This is a genomic window from Microcystis aeruginosa NIES-4325, assembly GCF_008974145.1.
Classification (GTDB): Bacteria; Cyanobacteriota; Cyanobacteriia; order Cyanobacteriales; family Microcystaceae; genus Microcystis; species Microcystis aeruginosa_G.
Window position 1 is genome coordinate 1 of record NZ_BJKP01000037.1, and the last position, 21,488, is coordinate 21,488.

At 42.7% G+C, this 21,488-nt stretch carries 17 protein-coding genes and 1 pseudogene; 7 read left to right on the forward strand and 11 right to left on the reverse strand.

The window, feature by feature from the left end:
* Positions 1 to 84: 84 nt before the first annotated feature.
* Both MiAbW_RS16190 and MiAbW_RS16195 read right to left on the reverse strand, forming a co-directional pair.
* Positions 85 to 441, reverse strand: coding sequence for a type II toxin-antitoxin system VapC family toxin (locus MiAbW_RS16190; protein WP_151696936.1), 357 nt, complete (start codon positions 439 to 441; stop codon positions 85 to 87).
* The gene (locus tag MiAbW_RS16195) at positions 438 to 632 is read right to left on the reverse strand and encodes a hypothetical protein (protein ID WP_151696952.1); all 195 of its coding nucleotides are present in this window, start codon (positions 630 to 632) and stop codon (positions 438 to 440) included. The genes MiAbW_RS16190 and MiAbW_RS16195 overlap by 4 nt, the downstream gene beginning before the upstream one ends.
* 623 nt (positions 633 to 1,255) lie before the next feature.
* Here MiAbW_RS16195 and MiAbW_RS16200 point away from each other — a divergent pair.
* On the forward strand, positions 1,256 to 1,525 hold the full coding sequence (locus MiAbW_RS16200) for a hypothetical protein (protein ID WP_151696937.1): 270 nt from the start codon (positions 1,256 to 1,258) through the stop codon (positions 1,523 to 1,525).
* Between the two features lie 62 nt (positions 1,526 to 1,587).
* Here the strand turns inward: MiAbW_RS16200 and ureC are convergent, their stop codons facing one another.
* On the reverse strand, positions 1,588 to 3,297 hold the full coding sequence (gene ureC, locus MiAbW_RS16205) for an urease subunit alpha (RefSeq protein WP_151696938.1): 1,710 nt from the start codon (positions 3,295 to 3,297) through the stop codon (positions 1,588 to 1,590).
* Between the two features lie 81 nt (positions 3,298 to 3,378).
* A complete protein-coding gene (locus tag MiAbW_RS16210) occupies positions 3,379 to 4,275 on the reverse strand; it encodes a polyphosphate kinase 2 family protein (RefSeq protein ID WP_151696939.1) in 897 nt (298 codons plus the stop codon).
* Positions 4,276 to 4,858: 583 nt separating this feature from the next.
* Here MiAbW_RS16210 and MiAbW_RS20740 point away from each other — a divergent pair.
* Together MiAbW_RS20740 and MiAbW_RS16220 are read left to right on the forward strand one after the other, a co-directional pair.
* Positions 4,859 to 5,125 (forward strand): helix-turn-helix domain-containing protein, encoded by a 267-nt coding sequence (locus MiAbW_RS20740; protein ID WP_151696953.1) that lies wholly within the window; start codon positions 4,859 to 4,861, stop codon positions 5,123 to 5,125.
* A 351-nt stretch (positions 5,126 to 5,476) separates the two neighbouring features.
* Positions 5,477 to 5,842 carry a transposase gene (locus MiAbW_RS16220; protein ID WP_151696940.1) on the forward strand — a complete coding sequence of 122 codons (366 nt, stop codon included), beginning with the start codon at positions 5,477 to 5,479 and terminating at the stop codon, positions 5,840 to 5,842.
* Between the two features lie 199 nt (positions 5,843 to 6,041).
* Here the strand turns inward: MiAbW_RS16220 and MiAbW_RS16225 are convergent, their stop codons facing one another.
* A complete protein-coding gene (locus MiAbW_RS16225) occupies positions 6,042 to 6,245 on the reverse strand; it encodes a Uma2 family endonuclease (protein WP_373996368.1) in 204 nt (67 codons plus the stop codon).
* 216 nt (positions 6,246 to 6,461) lie between these two features.
* Here MiAbW_RS16225 and MiAbW_RS16230 point away from each other — a divergent pair, with 216 nt between their 5' ends.
* Complete coding sequence (locus MiAbW_RS16230; protein WP_151696941.1) at positions 6,462 to 9,182, forward strand: valine--tRNA ligase; 2,721 nt, start codon at positions 6,462 to 6,464, stop codon at positions 9,180 to 9,182.
* A gap of 69 nt (positions 9,183 to 9,251) precedes the next feature.
* On the opposite strand, the gene MiAbW_RS16235 is transcribed toward MiAbW_RS16230, so the two are convergent.
* Positions 9,252 to 10,688 carry an NADP-dependent isocitrate dehydrogenase gene (locus tag MiAbW_RS16235; protein WP_151696942.1) on the reverse strand — a complete coding sequence of 479 codons (1,437 nt, stop codon included), beginning with the start codon at positions 10,686 to 10,688 and terminating at the stop codon, positions 9,252 to 9,254.
* A gap of 491 nt (positions 10,689 to 11,179) precedes the next feature.
* On the opposite strand from MiAbW_RS16235, the gene MiAbW_RS16240 reads away from it, so the two are divergent.
* Both MiAbW_RS16240 and MiAbW_RS16245 read left to right on the forward strand, forming a co-directional pair.
* Positions 11,180 to 12,463, forward strand: a complete 1,284-nt coding sequence (locus tag MiAbW_RS16240; protein ID WP_151696943.1) for a protein kinase domain-containing protein — start codon at positions 11,180 to 11,182, stop codon at positions 12,461 to 12,463.
* Between the two features lie 418 nt (positions 12,464 to 12,881).
* Positions 12,882 to 13,646, forward strand: coding sequence for a metallophosphoesterase family protein (locus tag MiAbW_RS16245; protein ID WP_151696954.1), 765 nt, complete (start codon positions 12,882 to 12,884; stop codon positions 13,644 to 13,646).
* Here the strand turns inward: MiAbW_RS16245 and MiAbW_RS16250 are convergent.
* The 5 genes and pseudogenes from MiAbW_RS16250 to pap form a co-directional block, all read right to left on the reverse strand.
* On the reverse strand, positions 13,565 to 14,812 hold the full coding sequence (locus MiAbW_RS16250) for a site-2 protease family protein (RefSeq protein WP_151696944.1): 1,248 nt from the start codon (positions 14,810 to 14,812) through the stop codon (positions 13,565 to 13,567). The two genes, MiAbW_RS16245 and MiAbW_RS16250, sit on opposite strands and share 82 nt — an antisense overlap.
* Before the next feature lie 322 nt (positions 14,813 to 15,134).
* A complete protein-coding gene (locus tag MiAbW_RS16260) occupies positions 15,135 to 15,776 on the reverse strand; it encodes a transposase (protein WP_238707321.1) in 642 nt (213 codons plus the stop codon).
* 436 nt (positions 15,777 to 16,212) lie between these two features.
* A pseudogene (locus MiAbW_RS16265) lies at positions 16,213 to 17,625 on the reverse strand (IS4 family transposase).
* Positions 17,626 to 17,944: 319 nt separating this feature from the next.
* Complete coding sequence (purN, locus tag MiAbW_RS16270; RefSeq protein ID WP_151696945.1) at positions 17,945 to 18,580, reverse strand: phosphoribosylglycinamide formyltransferase; 636 nt, start codon at positions 18,578 to 18,580, stop codon at positions 17,945 to 17,947.
* A gap of 247 nt (positions 18,581 to 18,827) precedes the next feature.
* Complete coding sequence (pap, locus tag MiAbW_RS16275) at positions 18,828 to 20,321, reverse strand: polyphosphate:AMP phosphotransferase (protein ID WP_151696946.1); 1,494 nt, start codon at positions 20,319 to 20,321, stop codon at positions 18,828 to 18,830.
* A 68-nt stretch (positions 20,322 to 20,389) separates the two neighbouring features.
* Between pap and galE the strand changes: the two genes are divergently transcribed.
* Positions 20,390 to 21,388, forward strand: coding sequence for a UDP-glucose 4-epimerase GalE (gene galE, locus MiAbW_RS16280; RefSeq protein ID WP_045361615.1), 999 nt, complete (start codon positions 20,390 to 20,392; stop codon positions 21,386 to 21,388).
* Positions 21,389 to 21,488 lie beyond the last annotated feature (100 nt).

Genomic DNA, 21,488 nt, shown 5'->3' on the forward strand with positions numbered 1-21,488 from the left:
AAAATTTCTGGAGCCCAGTGGAATGAAGAAAATATCCCTCAAGTGCTTAAACACCGCTGTGCTTACCTAAATAACAGTCTTTAGCTATTGAATAGTATTTATGTTCTGACAAAACTGACTTGCTCCCAAATCGGTTAAACTGCAACCTTTGTCTAATCGTCTTTGATAAAAATCAAAAGCTTGCTGAAATTGTTCACTGGTTTGGGGAATAATTATAGTTTTGCTGTCATTGCGTAAATCATGAGTTAGACGAATAGCTGATTTACGCAAAAATTCCCCTCTACTGCATAAAGCATTGAGCAATTCTGTGAGAACCATTTCACTGGTAACACCTCTAAAGTTACCCAGTCTTGCTGCCATAGCTGTAGCTAATGGATTAAGATTATCGCCAAAATCAGCAAGAGCCTGTAAATAGGATGTATCTAAGAAAATTTTTCTCATTCTTCCTCATCTTCTCTCGGTGCGCCATACATATAGTGTTCAAAATTACGCGCAAAGTCTCTGGGAAAGTGTTTTCGCCATTCTGATTGGGGAACAACGTTACCAATCTCAACAATTCTTTGCCAAAAAGGTTTTTTGCGAAATTCTGGGTCATTTTCTAGCGCATCCCATTTAGCATCGAGTTCTTCCATTGATAACTCAGGCTGTTCGGATCTCTTAGAGGTTGAATGATTGGGCTCTTCTGGTTTCTGTGTGGAAACGGGGTCTATACTGATAGTTTCTTTAGCAAAATAGTCCTAAAAGTCTTTCCCAGTAAACATTTCACGATTCTATAAGCAAAAATTATCACACAAAGTCGAGAAGAGCCATGATTGTCTAAGTTAGTCATGATTAAAGGTTCCTCAAGTTCTTTGATTAAATCGTCTGATTACAGTTGAGTGAGGGTTTTGTGTGTCCATACTTGATAAAAAGTGATAGTTTGTTTTTGTTATAGCATTTTTGAGTTGGAGCGAGGTACGGAGATTATCAAGGGGAATTAACCACAGAGACACAGAGGACACGGAGGTTATTTGCTAATGTTATAATTGATACTCAATAATAAATAAAGAATAAAATGTTCACTTGTTTCAAGGCTCTGCCTTAAAGTATTATTCAGGTAGAACCTGGTAACGAGATAAAAAAACATCCTTTTTATTGGGCAAGTTTTATTCCTTCTGGTGATGCAACTTCGATGAAATTTGACTGATGAAGGGTTAGGAGTTAAACTTAGTGGTAAGATTATTAGTATCATAAACAATTATAGGAGAATAACACAATGGCAACATTTACAGAAAACGACCTCAAAGAATTAAAAGACTTTATTGTAGGACAATTCAAAGAAGTTAATGGCAAAATAGACAAGTTATCTGAAGAAGTGAATAACTTAAGAGTTGACCTAGCAAATGTTAAAGGAGAATTAACAGGCGTGAATAAACGCCTAGATAACTTGGAATTTACTAATCGAACCATCTTTGTTGCCATTGTTACTGCACTAATGGCAGGATTAGTTAAGTTATTTTTCCCAAATTTTCCTACTAATCCTTAACTGTTGATTCAAGTTATAAAGAAAACGAGTTTTTTGAAAAAACGCGTTTTCTGAAATCGAATTCAAAATAGGAAATAGCGCTGGGCCATGGGTAAAACTGTAGCCGGTTCACAGATTAATAATTCCCCGTCAGCACGCACTTCGTAGGTTTCGGGATTAACTTCCATGTGCGGCAAAGCGTCATTTAGCTTCATACTAGCCTTACTGATATTGCGCGTATTCGACACGGCTACGGCGGTTTTTTTCAGCTTTAACTTCTCAGGAATGCCCGCTTTCATAGCATATTTAGAAACAAATGTCAAGGAAGTTTTGGCGATCGCATCGCCAAAAGAGGCAAACATGGGACGCATATAAACCGGTTGGGGTGTGGGAATACTGGCATTAGCATCACCCATTTGCGCCCAGGCGATTAAACCGCCTTTCAGGACAATTTCCGGTTTTACGCCAAAAAATGCCGGTTTCCAGAGAACCAAATCGGCTAATTTGCCCACCTCGATGGAACCGACATGATCGGAGATACCATGGGTAATAGCAGGATTAATCGTATATTTAGCAATATATCGTCTTGCCCGCAGATTATCATTCTCGCCCGTTTCCCCGGTCAGTCTGCCTCGTTGTACCCGCATTTTGTGGGCAGTTTGCCAAGTGCGGATAATTACTTCTCCCACCCGTCCCATCGCTTGAGAATCGGAGGAAATGATGCTAAAAGCCCCTAAATCGTGGAGAATATCCTCGGCGGCAATAGTTTCGCGGCGGATGCGGGATTCAGCAAAGGCCACATCTTCGGGAATACTCCGGTCTAAATGATGACAAACCATCAACATATCAAGGTGTTCCTCTAAGGTATTCGTCGTATAGGGACGGGTGGGATTAGTAGAGGAGGGTAAAACGTTCATTTCCCCGCAAACCCTGATAATATCGGGAGCATGACCACCGCCGGCCCCTTCCGTGTGGTAGGTGTGAATGACCCGATTTTTAAAAGCGGCGATAGTGGCCTCAACAAAACCGGCCTCATTGAGAGTATCGGTATGAATCGCCACCTGCACATCGTACTTATCGGCCACGCTTAAACAGGTATCAATGGCTGCCGGAGTGGTTCCCCAATCTTCATGGAGTTTTAAGCCAATTACCCCCGCTTTTACCTGTTCCGCTAGTCCTTCTGGCTGACTGCTATTGCCTTTACCCAAAAAACCCAAATTCATCGGGAAAGCTTCGGCTGCCTCTAGCATTCGATAGATGTTCCATTCTCCCGGGGTGCAGGTGGTGGCATTAGTTCCCGTTGCAGGTCCGGTCCCGCCACCAATCATTGTGGTAATCCCCGACGCAATCGCTGTCTCAATTTGTTGGGGACAGATAAAATGAATATGGGCATCAATCCCCCCTGCTGTCAAAATCATCCCCTCCCCAGCTAATGCCTCGGTGGCAGGACCGATGATAATATCGACATTATCTTGAATGTGGGGATTGCCCGCCTTACCGATTTGATAAATTTTGCCGTCTTTAATGCCCACATCGGCTTTAACGATGCCCCACCAGTCGAGAATTAAGGCATTAGTAATCACTAGATCTACCGCCCCATCTTCCCTAGAAATGGGGGATTGGCCCATCCCATCGCGAATTACTTTACCGCCGCCGAATTTTACCTCATCGCCGTAGGTGGTGAAATCTTTTTCTACTTCGATAAATAATTCCGTGTCTGCCAGGCGAACTTTATCTCCGACGGTGGGGCCGTAGGTTTCAGCATAGGTGCGGCGATCGATGCGATAATTCATAGGGGTAATTCTCTCAAATCGACATTGATTATACGATCGATTTTCCGGCAATTATCGCTTTTTGGGGATTTTCTTCCATTTTTAATCTGGCTCGTTTTCGAGGATTTGTTTGGCTTTCAGTAAAGCTTGGCGATGTTCTTCGGTGACGGTGGGATATCGTAAACCGAGGGATTCGAGGGTGTGATAAATAACTGCCCCCACAGCTAAACGGGTAAACCATTTGCGATCAGCTGGGATAATATACCAAGGAGCCCATTCGGTACTGGTATGATTGAATACCTCCTCGTAGGCTTTCATGTAATCACCCCAAAAAGCTCTTTCTTTGACATCATTTTCAGAAAACTTCCAGTTTTTTTCAGGGCGATCAATTCTTTCTAAAAATCGTTTTTTCTGTTCTTCTTTAGAAACATTGAGAAAGAATTTCAGGACAATAACCCCATTATTAACCAGATATTTTTCAAAATTATTAATCTCCTCAAAACGTCGCTGCCAAACTTTCTTGGTTCTGTCTTCCAGGGGGAGTTTTTGCCGTTCCAATAAATCTTGATGGACGCGCACGACTAATAATTCTTCGTAGTAAGAACGATTAAAAATACCGATACGACCCCGCTCTGGTAAGGCTTTATAATATCGCCAGAGATAATCGTGATCTAGTTCTTCGGCCGAGGGAACTTTAAAGCTAAATACCTGACAGCCTTGGGGATTTAAGCCAGACATAACGTGTCTAATCGTACCATCTTTACCCGCCGCATCCATGGCTTGCAGATTAATTAACAGGGCATAGGTATCTTGGGCATAGAGTTTATCTTGAAACTCGGCCATTTTTTCGATCCCCTGTTGCAGCAGCAGCGTGGCATCTTCTTTGGTAATGTAGTCTGGCTTAAACCGGGCATCGTAATCTTTGTGCAGAGAAATTTCTTTACCCGGTGGTACTATTAAGGATTGTAAAAATGTTTGGCGATCAATTTTGCTGACCATGTTCTTCTCCTTGATTGTTTTGAACCCTAAGATTACATTGTAGCACTTTTGCTCGGAAAATATCTAAGCGTTGAACCAGCAAGCCAGGTATGAAGTGGCAAAAGTATATTTAAATAGCTATCAGTCCCTACGCCAAATTAATTACACATCTAAGCTGTCAACCGTCTATCGGTTATCCTACTAAATCTGGTTATTAAAGACTGATTATCTATTACCTGATCGCTTCTTACCTGAGTGCCTATCGTCATAAATAGCCTATACTCAACGTATTTAGTATCATTTATCGGTGGAAAAATAGAATAGAACTATTGCATAATTTTCTGATGTTATAATATAGTTTTTGGCTTTTTTCTTGATTTTTATATGGAAGTAAACAAAGAATAAAATGTGATCTTAGGTCAGAAAATTATCTATAATTCTGCTAATATAGTGCGCCTAAATGATATGTAAACTAGAATGCCGACAACAATCCCGAAATATTTTAGAATAAAAGGAGGACAAATATAAGTGTTTGGAGAATCAAATGGAAGCAGAACTTCAAATTCTCGAAGAGTTCATCAAAACTAATCCCGACTCCCGGTAACTGAAAAGAGCCTTAGCGGTTAAGCGGGCTTTGTCGGGATACGCTTATAGAGCAATTCAAGAAATTATTGGAGTGACCCCCGGATTCATTGCTAAATGGAAAAAGGAATTTATTTCAGCAGGAATTGAGGGGATTATCTTGAAGTATAAAGGTTCGAGACCCTATCTAAATGGCGAGGAAAAACAAGAATTAATTCGGCTCTACCAAACCTGTCCTGTAAAACTATTAACAACTCATGCTTGTAAAGCTTGTATACTAAGGCCTTGAGTTTTTGTTAGATTGATATTTATCAACTTTAGAGCATTGCTGGGCAGAGAAGGAGCTTGAGGAATTTTCTACAGTGTAAGTTCGGAAGAACCATTAATTCAATGGATTATCAACCATAGTCACTGGGATATTTGGGAGCTAGAAACTTATGTACTAGAAACTTATGAGGTGGTGTTTAAATCGAGACAGAGCTACTACCAATTGCTAAAAGAAGCGAGAATTAGCTGGTAAAAGGCGGAACAAGTAAACCCGAAAAAAGAGCCAGAAGAGGTCAAAAAAAAGAATGAAGAAATCAGTCAATTATTAGAGAGCAAAAAAGAGGAGATTCAGTCGGGAAAGCTGGCAGTGTAATTGCTTGATGAATGTCATCTGGTCTGGAAAGATGTTCTAGGTCATCTCTGGAACTTTATTAAAGAAAGATTAAAAGAAGGTCAAAATCCCTCAGAGTTACCCGAAAGAACTTTGGTAAAAATTGAGAATGAAAAAGAGAGACAAACTTATTATGGAGCTTTAAATTTAGTGGGAAAAGAATTTATTTTAGCTCCTTACAAAGCGGGAAAGGTCGAGAATACAGTAGATTTCTTGAAAAAACTAATTCAAAGCAATACTGGGCGAAAAATACTGATTATTTGGGATGAAGCTTCCTATCATGCGGGAGAAGAGATGCTCAAATTCATTACTGAACAAAATCAGGGTTTATCCCCAGAAGATTGGTAGATTACCTGTCATAAATTTGCTCGATACGCTCCCGAAGAAAATCCAGTAGAAGCAATTTGGCTACAGTTAAAAAATCTTCTCAAAAGATTTTATTGGTTGTCCAAAAATTTTCGAGTGGTTCAACGCTTGTTCGAGTTTTTTGCCAAATTTCAATTATTTAATTTTCCTAACCTTAAGAAATACGATGCCTTTTCACAATTCATTTAGGCGCACTATATTTCTGTCCTTTGATGGCAAATTTTAAATAAGCGGCAAAATTAAGAGCAATTTTATTATGATCGGTAGTGCCTCCTGTCATCGCTACGATTTCCCCGTCTTGATACTCATGTTTATAGGCTGCCGTTTCCTCTAGTTGTAAATATTCGGCAAAGCTATAGGTACTTTTATCTGTGGCTAAGGTCATAATTTATTGATTGAGTCCCTCAATTGATTATAGCAATTATTATACTGGTGAGATACAAAAAAGTTACCAGAAGTTAGCTATATTTACCCCAGTAAAAGATAACAGCTATCTTAATAAGACTCTTGAAAATTTTTAGCCAGCAACTAAACAGTAATTTGATCTCTCCCAAATGTGGGACAATTGACAAAGAACTAAGAATTGTAGAATCCCCCCATCATGACCTCGGAACTATCGAAGCAATACGATCCCAAGATCACAGAAACGAAATGGCAGCAATATTGGGAAAATCAAGAAATATTTACAGCAAACCCCGAAAAAGGCGGCGAAACCTACTGTATAGTCATCCCCCCTCCCAATGTTACTGGTAGTCTCCACATGGGTCACGCTTTCGAGAGTTCCTTAATTGATACACTTGTTCGCTACAAGCGCATGACTGGCAAAAATACCCTCTGGCTGCCCGGTACAGATCACGCTAGTATTGCAGTACAAGCCATACTCGATCGCCAATTAAAAGCCGAAAAAACCGACCGTTATCAACTAGGAAGGGAAAAATTCCTCGAACGCGCTTGGCAATGGAAAGAGGAGTCCGGTAGTACCATTGTTAATCAACTGCGACGCTTGGGGGTATCCGTAGATTGGACGCGGGAACGTTTCACCATGGATGAGGGACTTTCCCATGCTGTCCGTACTGCTTTTATCAAACTCTATGAGGACGGATTAATCTATCGCGGTCAATACTTAGTCAACTGGTGTCCCGAATCCCGGTCGGCCGTTTCCGATTTAGAGGTAGAAAACAAGGATATTGAGGGAAATCTCTGGTATTTTCGCTATCCTCTTAGCGATGGTAGCGGTTATCTTCAAGTAGCCACCACAAGGCCCGAAACCATGCTCGGTGATACTGGTGTCGCTGTCAACCCGCAAGACCCCCGTTATCGCCATTTAATCGGCAAAACCGTCACTTTACCGATAATGGGGCGAGAAATTCCCATTATTGCCGATGAATTGGTGGAACCCGAATTCGGTACTGGTTGCGTCAAAGTTACGCCGGCCCACGATCCCAAGGATTTTGAGATGGGTAAACGCCATAATTTAGCCTTTATTAATATCATGAATTTAGACGGCAGTTTAAACGAAAATGCCGGAATATTCGCAGGTCAAGATCGTTTTGTTGCCCGCAAAAATGTTGTTAAAAAACTCGATGAAGACGGCTTTTTAGTTAAGATTGAAGCCTATCGCCATAGCGTCCCCTATAGCGATCGAGGTAAAGTTCCCGTGGAACCCCTTTTATCTACCCAATGGTTCGTTAAAATTGAACCTTTAGCCACAAAAGCTTTAGCCTGTTTAGATCAGGAAAACTCGCCTCGTTTTGTGCCGGAAAGATGGACAAAAGTTTATCGCGATTGGTTAGTTAAACTAAAAGATTGGTGTATTTCTCGACAACTGTGGTGGGGTCATCAAATTCCCGCATGGTACATTATCAGTGAAACTAATAACGAAATTACTAACCATACTCCCTTCGTCGTTGCCCCAGATGAAACCTCCGCTTTAGCCAAGGCTAAACAGGAGTATGGAGAGGATATAATTATTCAACAAGACCCCGATGTTTTAGATACTTGGTTTTCTTCGGGATTGTGGCCATTTTCAACTATGGGATGGCCAGAAAAAACCCTTGATCTAGACACCTATTACCCCACCACAACCCTCGTCACCGGTTTTGATATTATCTTTTTCTGGGTGGCCAGAATGACGATGATGGCGGGCTATTTTACGCAACAAATGCCCTTTAAAGATGTCTATATTCACGGTTTAGTTAGGGATGAAAACGGCAAAAAGATGTCTAAATCTGCCAATAACGGCATCGATCCCCTAATTTTAATTGATAAATACGGAACCGATGCTTTACGATATACCTTAATCCGAGAAGTGGCAGGAGCAGGACAGGATATCAGTCTGCAATACAACCGTAAAACCGATGAATCGGAATCCGTAGAAGCAGCCCGAAATTTTGCCAATAAAATTTGGAATGCTTCCCGTTTTGTCATGATGAATCTGGAGGGAAAAACCCCAGAAGAATTGGGAGAACCAGCTTTAGAAAATTTAGAATTAGCTGATCGCTGGATTTTATCTCGTTATCATCAAACAGTGCAAAAAACTAGAGATTATCTAGAAAATTATGGCATGGGAGAAGCGGCTAAAGGTCTATACGAATTTATCTGGCGCGATTTCTGTGATTGGTATATCGAGTTAGTGAAAACTCGTTTATGGAAGGATAAAGAATCGGTTTCCTGTGCCACAGCCCGCCAAACTTTGGCTTTTATCTTGGCAGGGACATTAAAATTATTACATCCCTTTATGCCCCATATTACCGAAGAAATTTGGCATAATTTAACCCAAGAAAATCAGCAGGTTTTGGCTTTAGCCACCTATCCAATAGCTGATAGTTCTCTGATCGATCTAGACTTAGAAAATACTTTTGAGTTATTAATAGAAAGTATTCGGGTGTTGCGTAATTTGCGCGCCGAAGCGGGGATTAAACCGGGGGCAACGATCACGGCAATTTTACAGACAGAAAACAGCCAAGAATTAGCTATTTTGCAACGCGGACAAGTGTACTTAAAAGACTTGGCCAAGATCGAAAACTTAATTTTGACGGCAAAATTAACCGAGGAAGTCAATCAAGCGATCGCTGGCGTTGTCGCTACGGTAGAAATCCTCATCCCCCTGTCTGGATTGGTTGATATATCGGTATTGGCTGGGAAATTAGCGAAAAATTTAGCTAAGGTAGAAGGGGAAATCAAGAGTTTGAGCGATCGCTTGAATAAACCTAGCTTTGTCGAAAAAGCTCCAGAAGCTTTAATCCAAAAAACGAAGCAAGCTTTAGCAGAGTCCGAAAAACAAGCCCAAATTCTCCAAGAACGCTTAAAACGTCTGCATTAACGGAGGCAGGCGTGATTTTGGGGATTTTCCGAAAAATAGGGCAGTTTTCAGGCTACCCTAACCGGAAAATTAATCGCCAAAATGGGAGATAATAGCGTCGGCAAACTCGGAACATTTCAGGGGAGGATTAACGGGAGGTTCCATCAGACGCGCTAAATCGTAGGTAACTTGTCGATTAGCGATCGCCGCTGCGATGCCTTTTTTAATCAAATCGGCCGCTTCTTGCCATCCCATGTATTCCAACATCATCACCCCAGAAAGAATCACCGAACCGGGGTTAATTCGGTCTAAACCGGCGTGTTTAGGGGCTGTGCCGTGGGTTGCCTCAAAAATAGCGCAAGTATCGCCAATATTCGCCCCGGGTCCCATCCCTAAACCACCGACGATCGCCGCTGCCGCATCGGAGAGATAATCACCATTCAGGTTCATGGTAGCGAGGATCGAGTATTCATCGGGACGGGTTTGGATCTGTTGGAAGATACTATCGGCAATGCGATCGTTGACCATAATTTTATCTTTCCACTGCCCATGGCCGTGGGTTTCCCAGATAGCATCGAGAACACTGGTCACTTCTTGGCAGATTTTGGCTTTTTTCTCGTCCGTGAGAGCATCATAACCCGGTTCTACCATACGGGCGTTATCTTCGATGCTCAGATCGGGGTTTTTCTCCTTATTACTCAGTATCCATGATTCCATCTCCGTAACGCACACATCCCGGAATTCACTTTTAGCTAATTCATAACCCCAATCCCGGAACGCCCCTTCCGTGTATTTCATAATGTTACCCTTGTGGACGAGAGTAACTTGATTTTTCGGTTTTGGTAAAGTCAGCGCCCGTTCGATCGCCCGGCGGACTAATCTTTGGGAACCCGTCTTACTAATCGGTTTGATCCCGATCCCCGCATCGAGGGGAATTTGTTTTTTACCGTGTTCGGGAGTGGCGGGAATTAGTTCGGTGTTGAGATAATTAATCAGTTTATCGGCGATTTCCGTGCCTTGTTTCCATTCGATGCCGAGATAGATATCCTCGGTATTTTCCCGATAGACGATGACATCGAGTTTTTCTGGGGTTTTATGGGGGGAAGGGGTTCCCGCATAGTAACGACAGGGGCGAACACAGGCATAGAGGTCAAAAATTTGCCGCAAAGCCACATTCAGGGAACGAATGCCGCCACCGATGGGAGTGGTCAAGGGACCTTTGATGGCAATACCATATTCTTTAATCGCTGTCAAGGTATCTTGGGGTAGATATTGATAAGTCCCGTAGATTTCGCAAGCTTCATCGCCAGCATAGACTTTAAACCAATGGATTTTCCTTTGACCAGCGTAGGCTGTTGCGATCGCTGCATCGATAACTTTTGCGGTTGCGGGCCAGATATCGACCCCCGTACCGTCACCACGAATGAAGGGAATGATGGGATCATCGGGAACTAGAGGTTTTCCCTCAGAAAAAGTAATTGTCGAGCCTGTTGTCGGTGGGGTGATTTTTTCGTAGCTCACAGTCATGGGCTTCCAGAAACAGTGTTTATCTATACGTTGGGAGTCTAGCGCCGTCAATATCTATACTCAGGGATTTTGGGTAATTTCTTAAAGATTCCCTTGCTGGCATCTCCGCCAGATAGTTCCAGAACATGGATTAATTTTATTGGCTCGATCGGGTAACTGTCAAGAAAACTGATCTGGTTTCTCAGGGATTGAAGCGATTTTTCCCTACCTTAATGCTACTGGGCAATCCTAACGGATTCTTAGGCAATTAACTAACAGGAAAAAGTCATGACAGTCTTAGAAATGCTCTCCGTTCCCTTTTGCTCTTCCCTTCGAGGTAGCCTTGGCGAACAGATAATTAATATAACTCAAATAGGACTGCCATAGCCATTCTTTCTAGGCAAGGCGGCAATTTTTAATCAATTGTTAAAATACTAAAAGGATGCTAAAGATGGCGGCTAGAGTTTCCAGATTGAGCTATCCTAGGGGTACTCCTTACGGTATTCTCGCCCATGCTCGATCGAGTTCTCCATAGTCGTTATCAAGTCCAACAGTTGCTGGGAAAAAAAACTATCTTAGCTAGGGACAGACACACCACCAAGTTAGTGATCATTAAACTTATTCCTGTTCCTAGTGAGCAAGGTAGTCAGTTTATTGGGGAAATAACTGGTAAAATCGCCCTGTTACGACAACTCTCTCACCCATCTCTCCCCAAATACCTCGATAGCTTTGAGATAGATTCATCCCAAGAACAAATCATCGCTATTGTTCGACCTTATTTGTCGGGGCAGCCCTTAGAAAACTATCTTAACTCCAGTTATTTGTTAGGAGAACAAGATCTCAAACAAATTGCCAAATATCTCTTGGAGATTCTCTCCTATCTCCATCAGCAGGATGTCCCCATTAACCACGGCAATATCAAACTTAGTAATATCCTCTTTGATACTCAGTCAAATGGTTTTTACCTAGTTGATTTTGCCATTAATTCTGATTCTCCTGCCACGGACTTACAGGCTCTCGGCAAAATTTTAATCAGTTTAGCTACTGGGATTAATCATCATTACATACCAGAAAATTTTGAACAAAAAACTAATCTGAGTGCTTTTTTTATTTATTGGTTAAAAAGATTATCAAACTCCGATCAAGACTATAATTTTCGCTCAGTAACCGAAGCTTTAGCCAGTTTATATAGTTGTCAATTGATCTTAGTATCTATTGGCAATGTTACCAAACCCTACGGCAGTGAAGTTATTGTTTATAAAAAATATAATCTCCTGCAAATAAAAATCGCTAGTAAAACCAAACAAAAGTTTTTCAACAATTTCAAAACCCAGTTAAGACAATTTCTACCTTCCCTATTTTTTACCATCATCCTCTTAACCATAGTCGGTATTTACAATCTAAAACTGGTCGCTTTTTTAATCCCGATTATCCTAATTTTTATGCTCAATTTAATCTCTGCTAGTTTATCTTGGCAGTTGTTCAAATCTTTTTGGCAGGGAGAACTAGAGTTAAAAATTACCACCCAAAAAGTTTCTCTCTACCAAAAAATCTGGGGGCTGAAATTTAAACTAACTGCTGATGCTGCTAGTTCCGAAATTTATAGTCTCATTCGTCGCAATGTCACTGTCACTATGCAGGGAGAAAATCTTACTATTGTTCCTCCTTGTCTGGCCCTGATTGCTAACCATGAAGAATATATTATCACTGCTAGTGAAGATGTCAGTGAAGCGGAATTAGATTGGTTGGCACAACAATTAAGCGATTGGCTACGTTTACCGATTACGAGAATTTGACTTCTCCCCCGCATAAATGACAGTGGATTCTAAGGGGATGCTAGGCAACGGTATCAATCAAAGCCTTAGCCAACAAGGTTTTTAGATTTATTCAGTCAGCCCTACTTAAAGCATTGACTAGGCTCGCTCAAAAGTCCTATAATGTTAGGGTCTAGGTTGCCAATGTCGTAACTGAGCAATGACAAAAGAACAGGGTCGCCTCCGGGTCGATAACCAACAGGGCAGGCAAATCTCAACACCGAAAGCTCTTGTCTTAGGGTTGGAAAGATACGCTAAGACCCATGTTAACCGCCTATACTTAGATAGGCTAAATCTCCTCCAATCCCTTTATTGTTGCCTATTGCCTGTTACCTCACCTGTTGGTGTGTGTTAGCAAAAAGTATCGGTGAGTATTACCAACATAGCAGACAAAATCCTCATGCGAACCTTAGCGATCGGTGATATTCATGGTTGCTCGAAAGCTCTAGATCATTTGCTAGAGATCGTCAATCCCAAACCGCAAGATACTTTAATCACCCTCGGTGATTACGTTAATAAGGGCAAAGACTCAAAAGGGGTGATCGATCGCCTGATTTCCCTACATAAACAGGGCAATTTGATTCCCCTTAAAGGTAATCACGAGATTATCATGCTGCAAGCCCGTCATAACCCCCTCAAACAGCGTCTCTGGTTAGAAAAAGGCGGTAAAGCTACTCTAAAATCCTATAGCGAAGGCCACCTGATTAAAATTCCCGAATCTCACTGGGATTTTTTAGGAAAAGTCTGTATAAATAGCTACGAAACTGCAAATCATTTATTTGTTCACGCTAGTCTCGATCCCCATCTACCCCTGGCCAGACAACCAGAATACAAACTCTTTTGGGAGAAATTTCAATATCCCGCCGCCCATAGTTCGGGAAAAACCATGATTTGTGGTCATACCAGCCAAAAAAGCGGTAAACCGATTAATCTCGGCCATGCCATTTGTATCGATACTTGGGCTTACGGCAAAGGTTGGTTAAGTTGTTTAGATGTGGAAACGGGGAAATTGTGGCAGACTAACCAGCGAGGAAATTTTCGGATTAGCCATATTCAAGATTATTATCGTTCATCCTCTCTAGGTCAGGACATTAAGGACGGTTCGCCGATTTTTGGCGGTTCACTCTTGTCGAGAGCAGCGGCAATGACATTTAAGGGCAAATAACTGGGGTAAACTCCCTCGCGAGCCCGTTTAATATCCGTTTCCTCTAGGGGAAGTTGGTATTTAATCGCAATTGCCTTGAGGATATCGCCGCGATCGATCACTCCCGCTAGGGCGGAGGCCGGTGTTAACACCGTGATCATGCGGTCCGGGATGGTTTCCAGTTTCTGCACCACTGTCACTAAGGGGGTTTTTTCCTCAACACTAGGAATTTCCGCGAGGGGATGGGCAATATCAAGCAGTTGTTTTTCTGACCAGAAACTGCGCTCGATCGCCTGTAAATCTTCCACCCGAATTAATCCCCGATAACGCCCCTCGGAGGCGGCAAAATAAGCAGTATTGGCGGCTGCTTGGTCTAAAACGTATTCTTGGACGAATTCCTCTAGGGTTTGATGGGCGTTTAAAACCCGCAAATTTCTGCTCATCACCTCTCCCGCCGTGAAATTGAGGAGACTTTCCTGTAAATTAGTTAAATTATCGTAGGCGCGGGCATTTCTGAGGATAAACCAGCCCATTAATCCTAACCAGGCACCCCCCACAGCTGCCGTCAAGAGAACCAAGAAAATCCCCAAAATAATCCCCAACCAACCGATGAATTGACCACTGATCGCAGCCCAATGTAAACCTTTCCAGCGATCGCCAGTTGCTTGCCAGACGATTGCCTTGAAAATTTGACCGCCATCGAGGGGTAAACCGGGGATAAGATTAAATAGAGCCAAAAACAGGTTAATTATCGCTAAATGCCCGCATATATAGGTTAAATTGGCGTTTAAATAGGGTAAGTGACTGGCTAGGGATAGGAGACAAAACAGGAGAAAACTGACCAGGGGTCCAGCGATCGCTACTTGCAGGGACTCTGGAGGAGTCCGAGATTCTCGCTCGATCGAGGCCATACCCCCAAAGAGAAACAGGGTAATGGAATTGACCTGGATGCCTTGAGACCGTGCCATGAAACTATGACCTAATTCGTGGAGTAAAACCGAGATAAACAGCAATAAAGCAATGACTAAACCAAGTAACCACGCTAAACCGAAACTCTGGCCAGCCAGAGACTGAATTTCTGCATCGGTGGCATTGATCAGGGTGAAAAAAGCCAAAATCAGAAACCACGAGGAATCAATATAGAGAGGAATGCCCAATAAAGAGCCGATTCGCCAATTTGTACGCATAATTTTCAGTGGGGAAGTGGGGAAGTGGGGAAGCTGACAGGTGTAGGTATTTTACAACTAAGAGGAAGGGGAGTAGTAAAAAGCATCAACGGGGGTGGGAGGGAAAGAACTCCAACGATGAAGGTGAATCGATAAACCTTTCAGTAAATCAGCAACTAGGGTAATAGAACCCAGAAGAAAACAAGAAATCTGACGTCAGGGTTTGAGGTGGAGAGTTTTTCCAAAGACAGTGTGTTGGGGGGGAAGTGGCGCCAAATTGGGTTCAGGAAATTGATTTTCGGCTTCTCCACCCAGCATAACCATCCAGAGAGTGGCTACATAGCTAACCAAAGGCGTTCAGCTGTGGGTCAAGCAGGCGGGTCTTTTGCCATTGCCAGCCGTCGGATTTGAGGTCACGGTAAACACACTCCGTAGAAGGACGTAAGCCATACCAGAGGGTATCAGCCCTTTGGGGTGACAAGTCGGTCAAAACCAACCAAGGCTCTTGATGGCCAGAATCCCAACGGGCAAGCAAGGTACAGGCCAAGGGATTGGTTTTAAAGCAAACCACCTGACCCGACCAAGATTGTCCAAGGGCTGAAACTAGGGCATCTAAGGGCTGGCATCGACCGTGAGGGAAAATTTTGACCAGTCCTTGCTGGTTAATGCCTAAAAACGGATGCCAGCCCGCTTCCACAATCACTTGATAGAGCCAAGGCGCGTATAAGCCTCGGTCGGCTGGCACAATTACAGTCCAACCAGTAGGAACCGCTTCTTTGAGCTGTCTGATCAGTTTTTGCCAGTGAGGTTTCCAACGGCCTGGTTGATTAGCTTTGACGATAGACCAAGCTATGGGAATCCCACAGCCCGCCAGCAAGACATTAATCGACAAAACTACGAATTTATTGCCAATAGTGGTGGCATCCAGTGCTAGGGCTATTCTTTCTATATTGATAGGCAGTAAACTGATCTCCCAGATTAACAATGGCGCAAAACAACTGCTCACCTCAAGGGTGCTGCGCTTTTCTCCTTTCTTTGAGTCTCTGTCTGACCGTATTGGGTTTTTCCTCATTGACTGCCGCAATCAACCTCGACACCTGAGTCAAACTGCTCGATTTGGTCATGACCATGCCAAAACTCCAAGTTGCCAATCCGATAGCTTGCGGTATTGACAAATGGGGCAGATGTTCTGATACTATGCACGACCACTGCTTGAGATATTTGTTTTTCAGCATTGCCTTTCACGATGCTCTTCTAAATCTCTAGCTTGATTTTCTCACCCTGAGTGTGTGACTGCTCACCTCTTTGTAATAAACCTACACCTGTCAGCCCCCACCCCCCCCTTCTATCCATTAGTCACATCTTTCTTAACATAAAATTTGACAAAAAGAGAAAAGTGTGCAAGATGGCTCAAGGGAGTTCTATGGGGGACTAATTTGATGAGATAGTTTCCAAGTCTGGCTGATATCATGTAACCTTCGCAGTCCCAACCAAATAGTTTTAACACCAGGTTCACCGTCACCTTTTCTACCTAAAAAACCCCCAAGAGAAGCAATCATTCTGACCGCTTCTCGAAAGGAGGGCGGCTTTTCAGGTGGCGGACTCTTTTTATGAATAGTGGCACACAAAGATTGCCATTCATGTTCTTCCAAAAAACTTTCACAACTCTCCTCTCCGTGTAAGCGTGCTTGATAGGTTAACCAGAGTAATCTCCAGGCTACAATTGAATAGGTAGCTAAAGCCATCTTAATTCTCCGACCCGTTTCTAATTGCAGTTTTTCTAATCCACAACCACTTTTAAAAACAAAATGATAGCGTTCTATCAACCAGCGATAACTATACCAGCGCACGCAGGTTATCGCCGATTCAAAGCTACTAATGTCCAGGCTAGTTAAGAGGAGCCAACTGATAGGATTAACTCCGGGATGCGGATTTTCTTCTTCGGCTAAAATTACCTGTAATTTTACCGGTTGACGAGGGGTAGCCTTGGAGTGATGGCTAGGTAATTGTATTTCAAAACTGGCAAATATAACTGTTAGTTTAGCTAGTCTAGCCTCGTGATTAGGATTGCGTTTTACTTGCACATCTAGGCTACCACAGGCTTTTATTTCTCTGATGGATTGATGTAAATATTTAGTCTCTGGATGCCCTGACCTTTGCTTGTCTTCGAGATAGTTAACTTTTCGGTTATGAGTTCCTCGGATTAATAAATGAGAGTTAGGATTTCTTGACTGAGAAAATAAATCAAATATGTCTGCCTCACAATCTCCGATTGTTACTACTTGAATTTCTTCGGGTATTTGTTGTTGTGTTTCTGACAAATAATCTAACCATCTTTGACTTTCTTTTTCTTGGGGTTCTCTTTTTTTGCGTTGCTTGGCAATCCCTAAATTCTTTTCTTCTCTTGCCCAGACATATTGATTAATTAGTCCCAAAGGTATTCCTTGCGCTGAGACTCCTAAGGTGGTATTAACTTTGAGTCCAAAGGATGTTTTACAATAGGATGTTTTACAATCTAGATAACCCAGTACTTTTTTGGCTTTTTGTGTCGTAAAGTCTAAACTTGTTGTGTCTTGAACTGCCAAAACTATTGGATGTTATTTGATTCTTTCTACTGTACTTTTGGCTTGGGCGGCAATTATATCTGAGGGGTGAAAATAGGGTGAATTCCCAAAGTCGTAGGTGGCACTGGCGGCGGCTAGATTTCCCGAAGCGTATAGAACAATTGTACTATGCTGGCTGGCCAAGTTTTCCACGATACTGATTAACCTTTTCTTTCTTCTGGTATCCCCTAGGTCTGCATACTGTAATTCTTGGGCTGCCCATTTCTCCATTTTTTTTGCTTACCTCCACCTTGATTCCTTCTTTCAAAACTATACCTATAGTCATTTCAGATAAGTCTGATACACTCTAGACCAGTTAAACCCTTATGAACTATGGCATTGATATTGTCAATCTTAATTGAAATGACTATATCAATCGTTTCCCCTTTTTTTAAGTTTCTTCTCTTTTTGTTAAGAAAGATCCGACTAATGGATAGCTTAATAAGGGGGCATCTGATAATTTTTAACGCCTACCTACTTATTTAACGATTTGCTTTGAATTTTCGTTTTTCTGCCAGTATTCTCGCCAAGGAAGTCCAGAAATCTGTCTCTATAGGCTCAATTTCGCCGCTAAAGCGATCGCTACTGGGAAAATGCGATGTTCTTGCACTTGAATGCGTTCGTGGAGACTGGCTGCGGTATCATCGGGGAGAATGGGAACCACTGCTTGCATTAAAATTGGGCCGCTATCTACCTCCGCGCGGGCGATATGCACAGTACATCCGGTCACTTTTACCCCCGCAGCTAAAGCTTGTTCCACGGCGCGCACACCCTTAAAACTGGGTAGTAAACTAGGATGGATATTGATCACTCGATCGGGAAAAGCATCCAGTAACACTGGGGTGACAATTCGCATCCAGCCCGCCATAATTACCCATTTTACCCCGTATTCTTGGAAAGTTTTGACCAAGGATCGATCGAGTTCTTCTCTGGGTTTAAATTGACGATGATCGAGGAAAACCGCAGGGATATTGTAGTGATCGGCTCTTTCTTTTACCTTGGCATCGGGATTATTGTAGATGAGGACAGAAATCTGGGCATTTAGCTGTTTTTTGGCGATCACTTCTGCCAAAACAGCAAAATTGGAACCACTACCAGAAGCCATCACTCCTAAGGATAGGGTTTCCTCTAGGGGAATATCGGCCAAACTGAGATCCGGAGAAATTAAACTTGGGGAAAAACTCATAAATTCAGTTATCAGTTATCAGATTTAAGTTATCAGATTTAAGTTATCAGATTTAAGTTTTAAGTTAATTAGTTAGTTAGTTATAGCGTTTCCTGTTCGCAAGAGGTACATTATCGATGTTGAAAAGTCTGATCAGCAAAGGTTTAAGTGTGCCACTCAGGTGTGAGAACCGCTATATCTTCATGTTGACCCCCATTTACTGATCACCGATCACTGATTACTGTTTACTGATCACTGATTACTGATCCTATCCCCGTTGTTTCAAACCCGTTTCAATAGCGGCAATGACTGTTTCTATGACTTTAACGCGGGCGAAATACTTATCATTTGCCGCTACAATCGTCCAAGGGGCGACGGGGGTGCTAGTACGGGCTACCATGTGATTAACCGCCACATGGTAGAGGGACTGTTTTTCCCGATTGCGCCAATCTTCATCGGTGAGTTTATGTTGACGATAGGGGTTAGTTTGGCGTTCGTTGAAACGATTTAATTGTTCTTCGGGGCTAATATGTAACCAGAATTTGACTAAAACACAGCCTGAATGGGTTAATTGGGCCTCAAATTCGTTAATTTCTTGATATGCCCGTCGCCAATCCATATCTTTAGCGAATCCTTCCACTCTCTCCACCAAAATCCGTCCATACCAACTGCGATCGAATATACCGATAGTTTTGGCTGCGGGTAATTTGCGCCAGAAGCGCCAGAGGTAATGATAGCGGTGTTCTTCCTCCGTCGGGGCAGCAAAGGCAATCACTTGATAACTGCGAGGATCGAGGGTATCGGTTAAGCGTTTGATCGCCCCTCCCTTGCCGGCGGCATCCCACCCTTCAAAGAGGACTAAAACGGGAATATTTGCCTGAAAAATCTTTAATTGCAGTTTTCTTAATTCTACCTGTGCCTGACGCAAACGGATTTTATAGTCTTCTTTTTCCAATTTGGCACTCAAGTCCACTTTCGCCAGATAATCGGGTTCCGTGGGCAGTAATTGGGCTTGGGGTGGTAGATTGACAGGAGGTTCGATCGGTAATTGGCACTGATCCAAAGCTTGAGCGATCGTACCGACTAATTGGGAGAGAACTTTTACCCGGGCCCAACGTTGACAGTTGCCCTCCACCAATGTCCAAGGAGCAGCCCCCGTGCTAGTGTAGGTAATCATTTCCTCGGCTAAACTGGCATACTCATCATAACGTTTGGCCTGCTGCCAATCTTCTGGACGTACGCGCCAAGATTCTAGTTCATTTTCGGCGTATTCTTTGATGCGTGTCTTTAATTCCTTTTGACTGAGATGAATCCAGAATTTAGCGATCGCCACCCCATCATCAAATAATTGTCGCTCAAAGGTGTTGATATCGCGCATAACTAGGGGAATCTGGGAGGAGGGCAATTTATTTAAGAGTCGATCCTCTAGTAGATGGGTGTACCAACTGTGATAAAAAATGCCGATACTGCCTTTTGCTGGCAGTTTTTGCCAAAATCGCCACAAAAACGGGTAACTTTCCTCTTGGGGGGAAGGGGTTAAAATTGGATGGACGGTAAAACCGCGCGGATCCATATAGTTAACCATTTTTTTGACTAAAGTTCCCTTGCCTGCCGCCGCCCAACCTTCCAAAACCACCACTACGGGTAATTTACACTCCCAACAGGACTTCTGTAGCGATCGCAATTGTTCCATTAAATCTTTAATTTGTGATTGATAAGTTTCCTTGTCAAGGGAAAGAGATAGATCGAGGGGACTTAACATGATGGTCAAATAAAAGCAAAATTAGGGTATAAAGTTATAGACAAGTCAATCTCAAATAGGTCTTTTGCGTGTCTCAAGTTAAACCTACCATTCTCGTTACTGGCGGTGCGGGTTATATTGGTTCCCATGCAGTTCTAGCGCTCAAAAATGCTGGTTATTCCGTCATCGTACTCGATAACTTATCCTACGGTCACGCCGAAATCATTAAGGATATATTAAAAGTTGAGTTAATTGTCGGTGATACGAGGGATCGATCGCTGCTAGATAATTTATTTGCTAGTCGTGATCTTGCCGCCGTCATGCACTTTGCCGCTTTTATTGCCGTGGGGGAATCGGTACAAGAACCGGCTATTTACTATCAAAATAATGTTAGTGGTAGTCTGACTCTTTTGCAAGCGATGATCGCCGCCGATGTGAAGAAATTTGTTTTTTCTTCCACCTGTGCTATTTATGGAATGCCCAAGGAAATTCCGATGACGGAAAATCACCCCCATCATCCCCTCAGTCCCTACGCTGCCAGCAAGGAAATGGTGGAACAAATTCTCAGAGATTTTGATCCGGCCTACGGTTTAAAATCGGTGGCTTTCCGTTATTTTAATGCTTCAGGAGCCGATCCCAGTGGTTTATTAGGGGAAGATCACCAACCGGAAACCCATTTAATTCCCTTGGCTTTATTAACTGCCCTGAAAAAACGGGATTCCCTGTCAATTTTCGGCACGGATTATGATACTCCCGATGGTACTGCCGTTCGGGATTATATCCATGTTAATGATTTGGCACAGGCTCACGTTTTAGGCTTAGAATATCTCTTAAATGGGGGGGAAAGTAATGTGTTTAATTTGGGCAATGGTAACGGTTTTTCTGTGCGTGAAGTGATTGAAACAGCGCAAGCGGTGACTGGTTTAGATATTCCCGTCATCGAAAGTCCCAGAAGGGCAGGTGATGCCCCTATTTTAATCGGCAGTAGTGATAAAGCTAAACAGGTTCTCGGTTGGCATCCCCAATATGCCGATCTCAAGGTAATAGTTGAACACGCCTGGAATTGGCACCAAAAAAGACACGCTTAACGGCGATCGAGTACTAAACTTTAAGGTTATAAGATCGAACATTTCTATCAGTCGATAACAGTAAAAAACTGCTAGAGGCTGATAGTTTACCGCTATAAGC

Excerpts from the sequence above, each read along its gene's own strand:
- MiAbW_RS16230 (WP_151696941.1), top strand. The coding sequence starts at position 6,462 with ATGACCTCGGAACTATCGAAGCAATACGATCCCAAGATCACAGAAACG.
- MiAbW_RS16250 (WP_151696944.1), bottom strand. The coding sequence starts at position 14,812 with ATGCGTACAAATTGGCGAATCGGCTCTTTATTGGGCATTCCTCTCTAT.
- MiAbW_RS16210 (WP_151696939.1), bottom strand. The coding sequence starts at position 4,275 with ATGGTCAGCAAAATTGATCGCCAAACATTTTTACAATCCTTAATAGTA.
- MiAbW_RS16240 (WP_151696943.1), top strand. The coding sequence starts at position 11,180 with ATGCTCGATCGAGTTCTCCATAGTCGTTATCAAGTCCAACAGTTGCTG.
- MiAbW_RS16235 (WP_151696942.1), bottom strand. The coding sequence starts at position 10,688 with ATGACTGTGAGCTACGAAAAAATCACCCCACCGACAACAGGCTCGACA.
- MiAbW_RS16225 (WP_373996368.1), bottom strand. The coding sequence starts at position 6,245 with ATGACCTTAGCCACAGATAAAAGTACCTATAGCTTTGCCGAATATTTA.
- MiAbW_RS16200 (WP_151696937.1), top strand. The coding sequence starts at position 1,256 with ATGGCAACATTTACAGAAAACGACCTCAAAGAATTAAAAGACTTTATT.
- MiAbW_RS16245 (WP_151696954.1), top strand. The coding sequence starts at position 12,882 with ATGCGAACCTTAGCGATCGGTGATATTCATGGTTGCTCGAAAGCTCTA.
- pap (WP_151696946.1), bottom strand. The coding sequence starts at position 20,321 with ATGTTAAGTCCCCTCGATCTATCTCTTTCCCTTGACAAGGAAACTTAT.
- MiAbW_RS16190 (WP_151696936.1), bottom strand. The coding sequence starts at position 441 with ATGAGAAAAATTTTCTTAGATACATCCTATTTACAGGCTCTTGCTGAT.
- ureC (WP_151696938.1), bottom strand. The coding sequence starts at position 3,297 with ATGAATTATCGCATCGATCGCCGCACCTATGCTGAAACCTACGGCCCC.
- purN (WP_151696945.1), bottom strand. The coding sequence starts at position 18,580 with ATGAGTTTTTCCCCAAGTTTAATTTCTCCGGATCTCAGTTTGGCCGAT.
- MiAbW_RS16195 (WP_151696952.1), bottom strand. The coding sequence starts at position 632 with ATGGAAGAACTCGATGCTAAATGGGATGCGCTAGAAAATGACCCAGAA.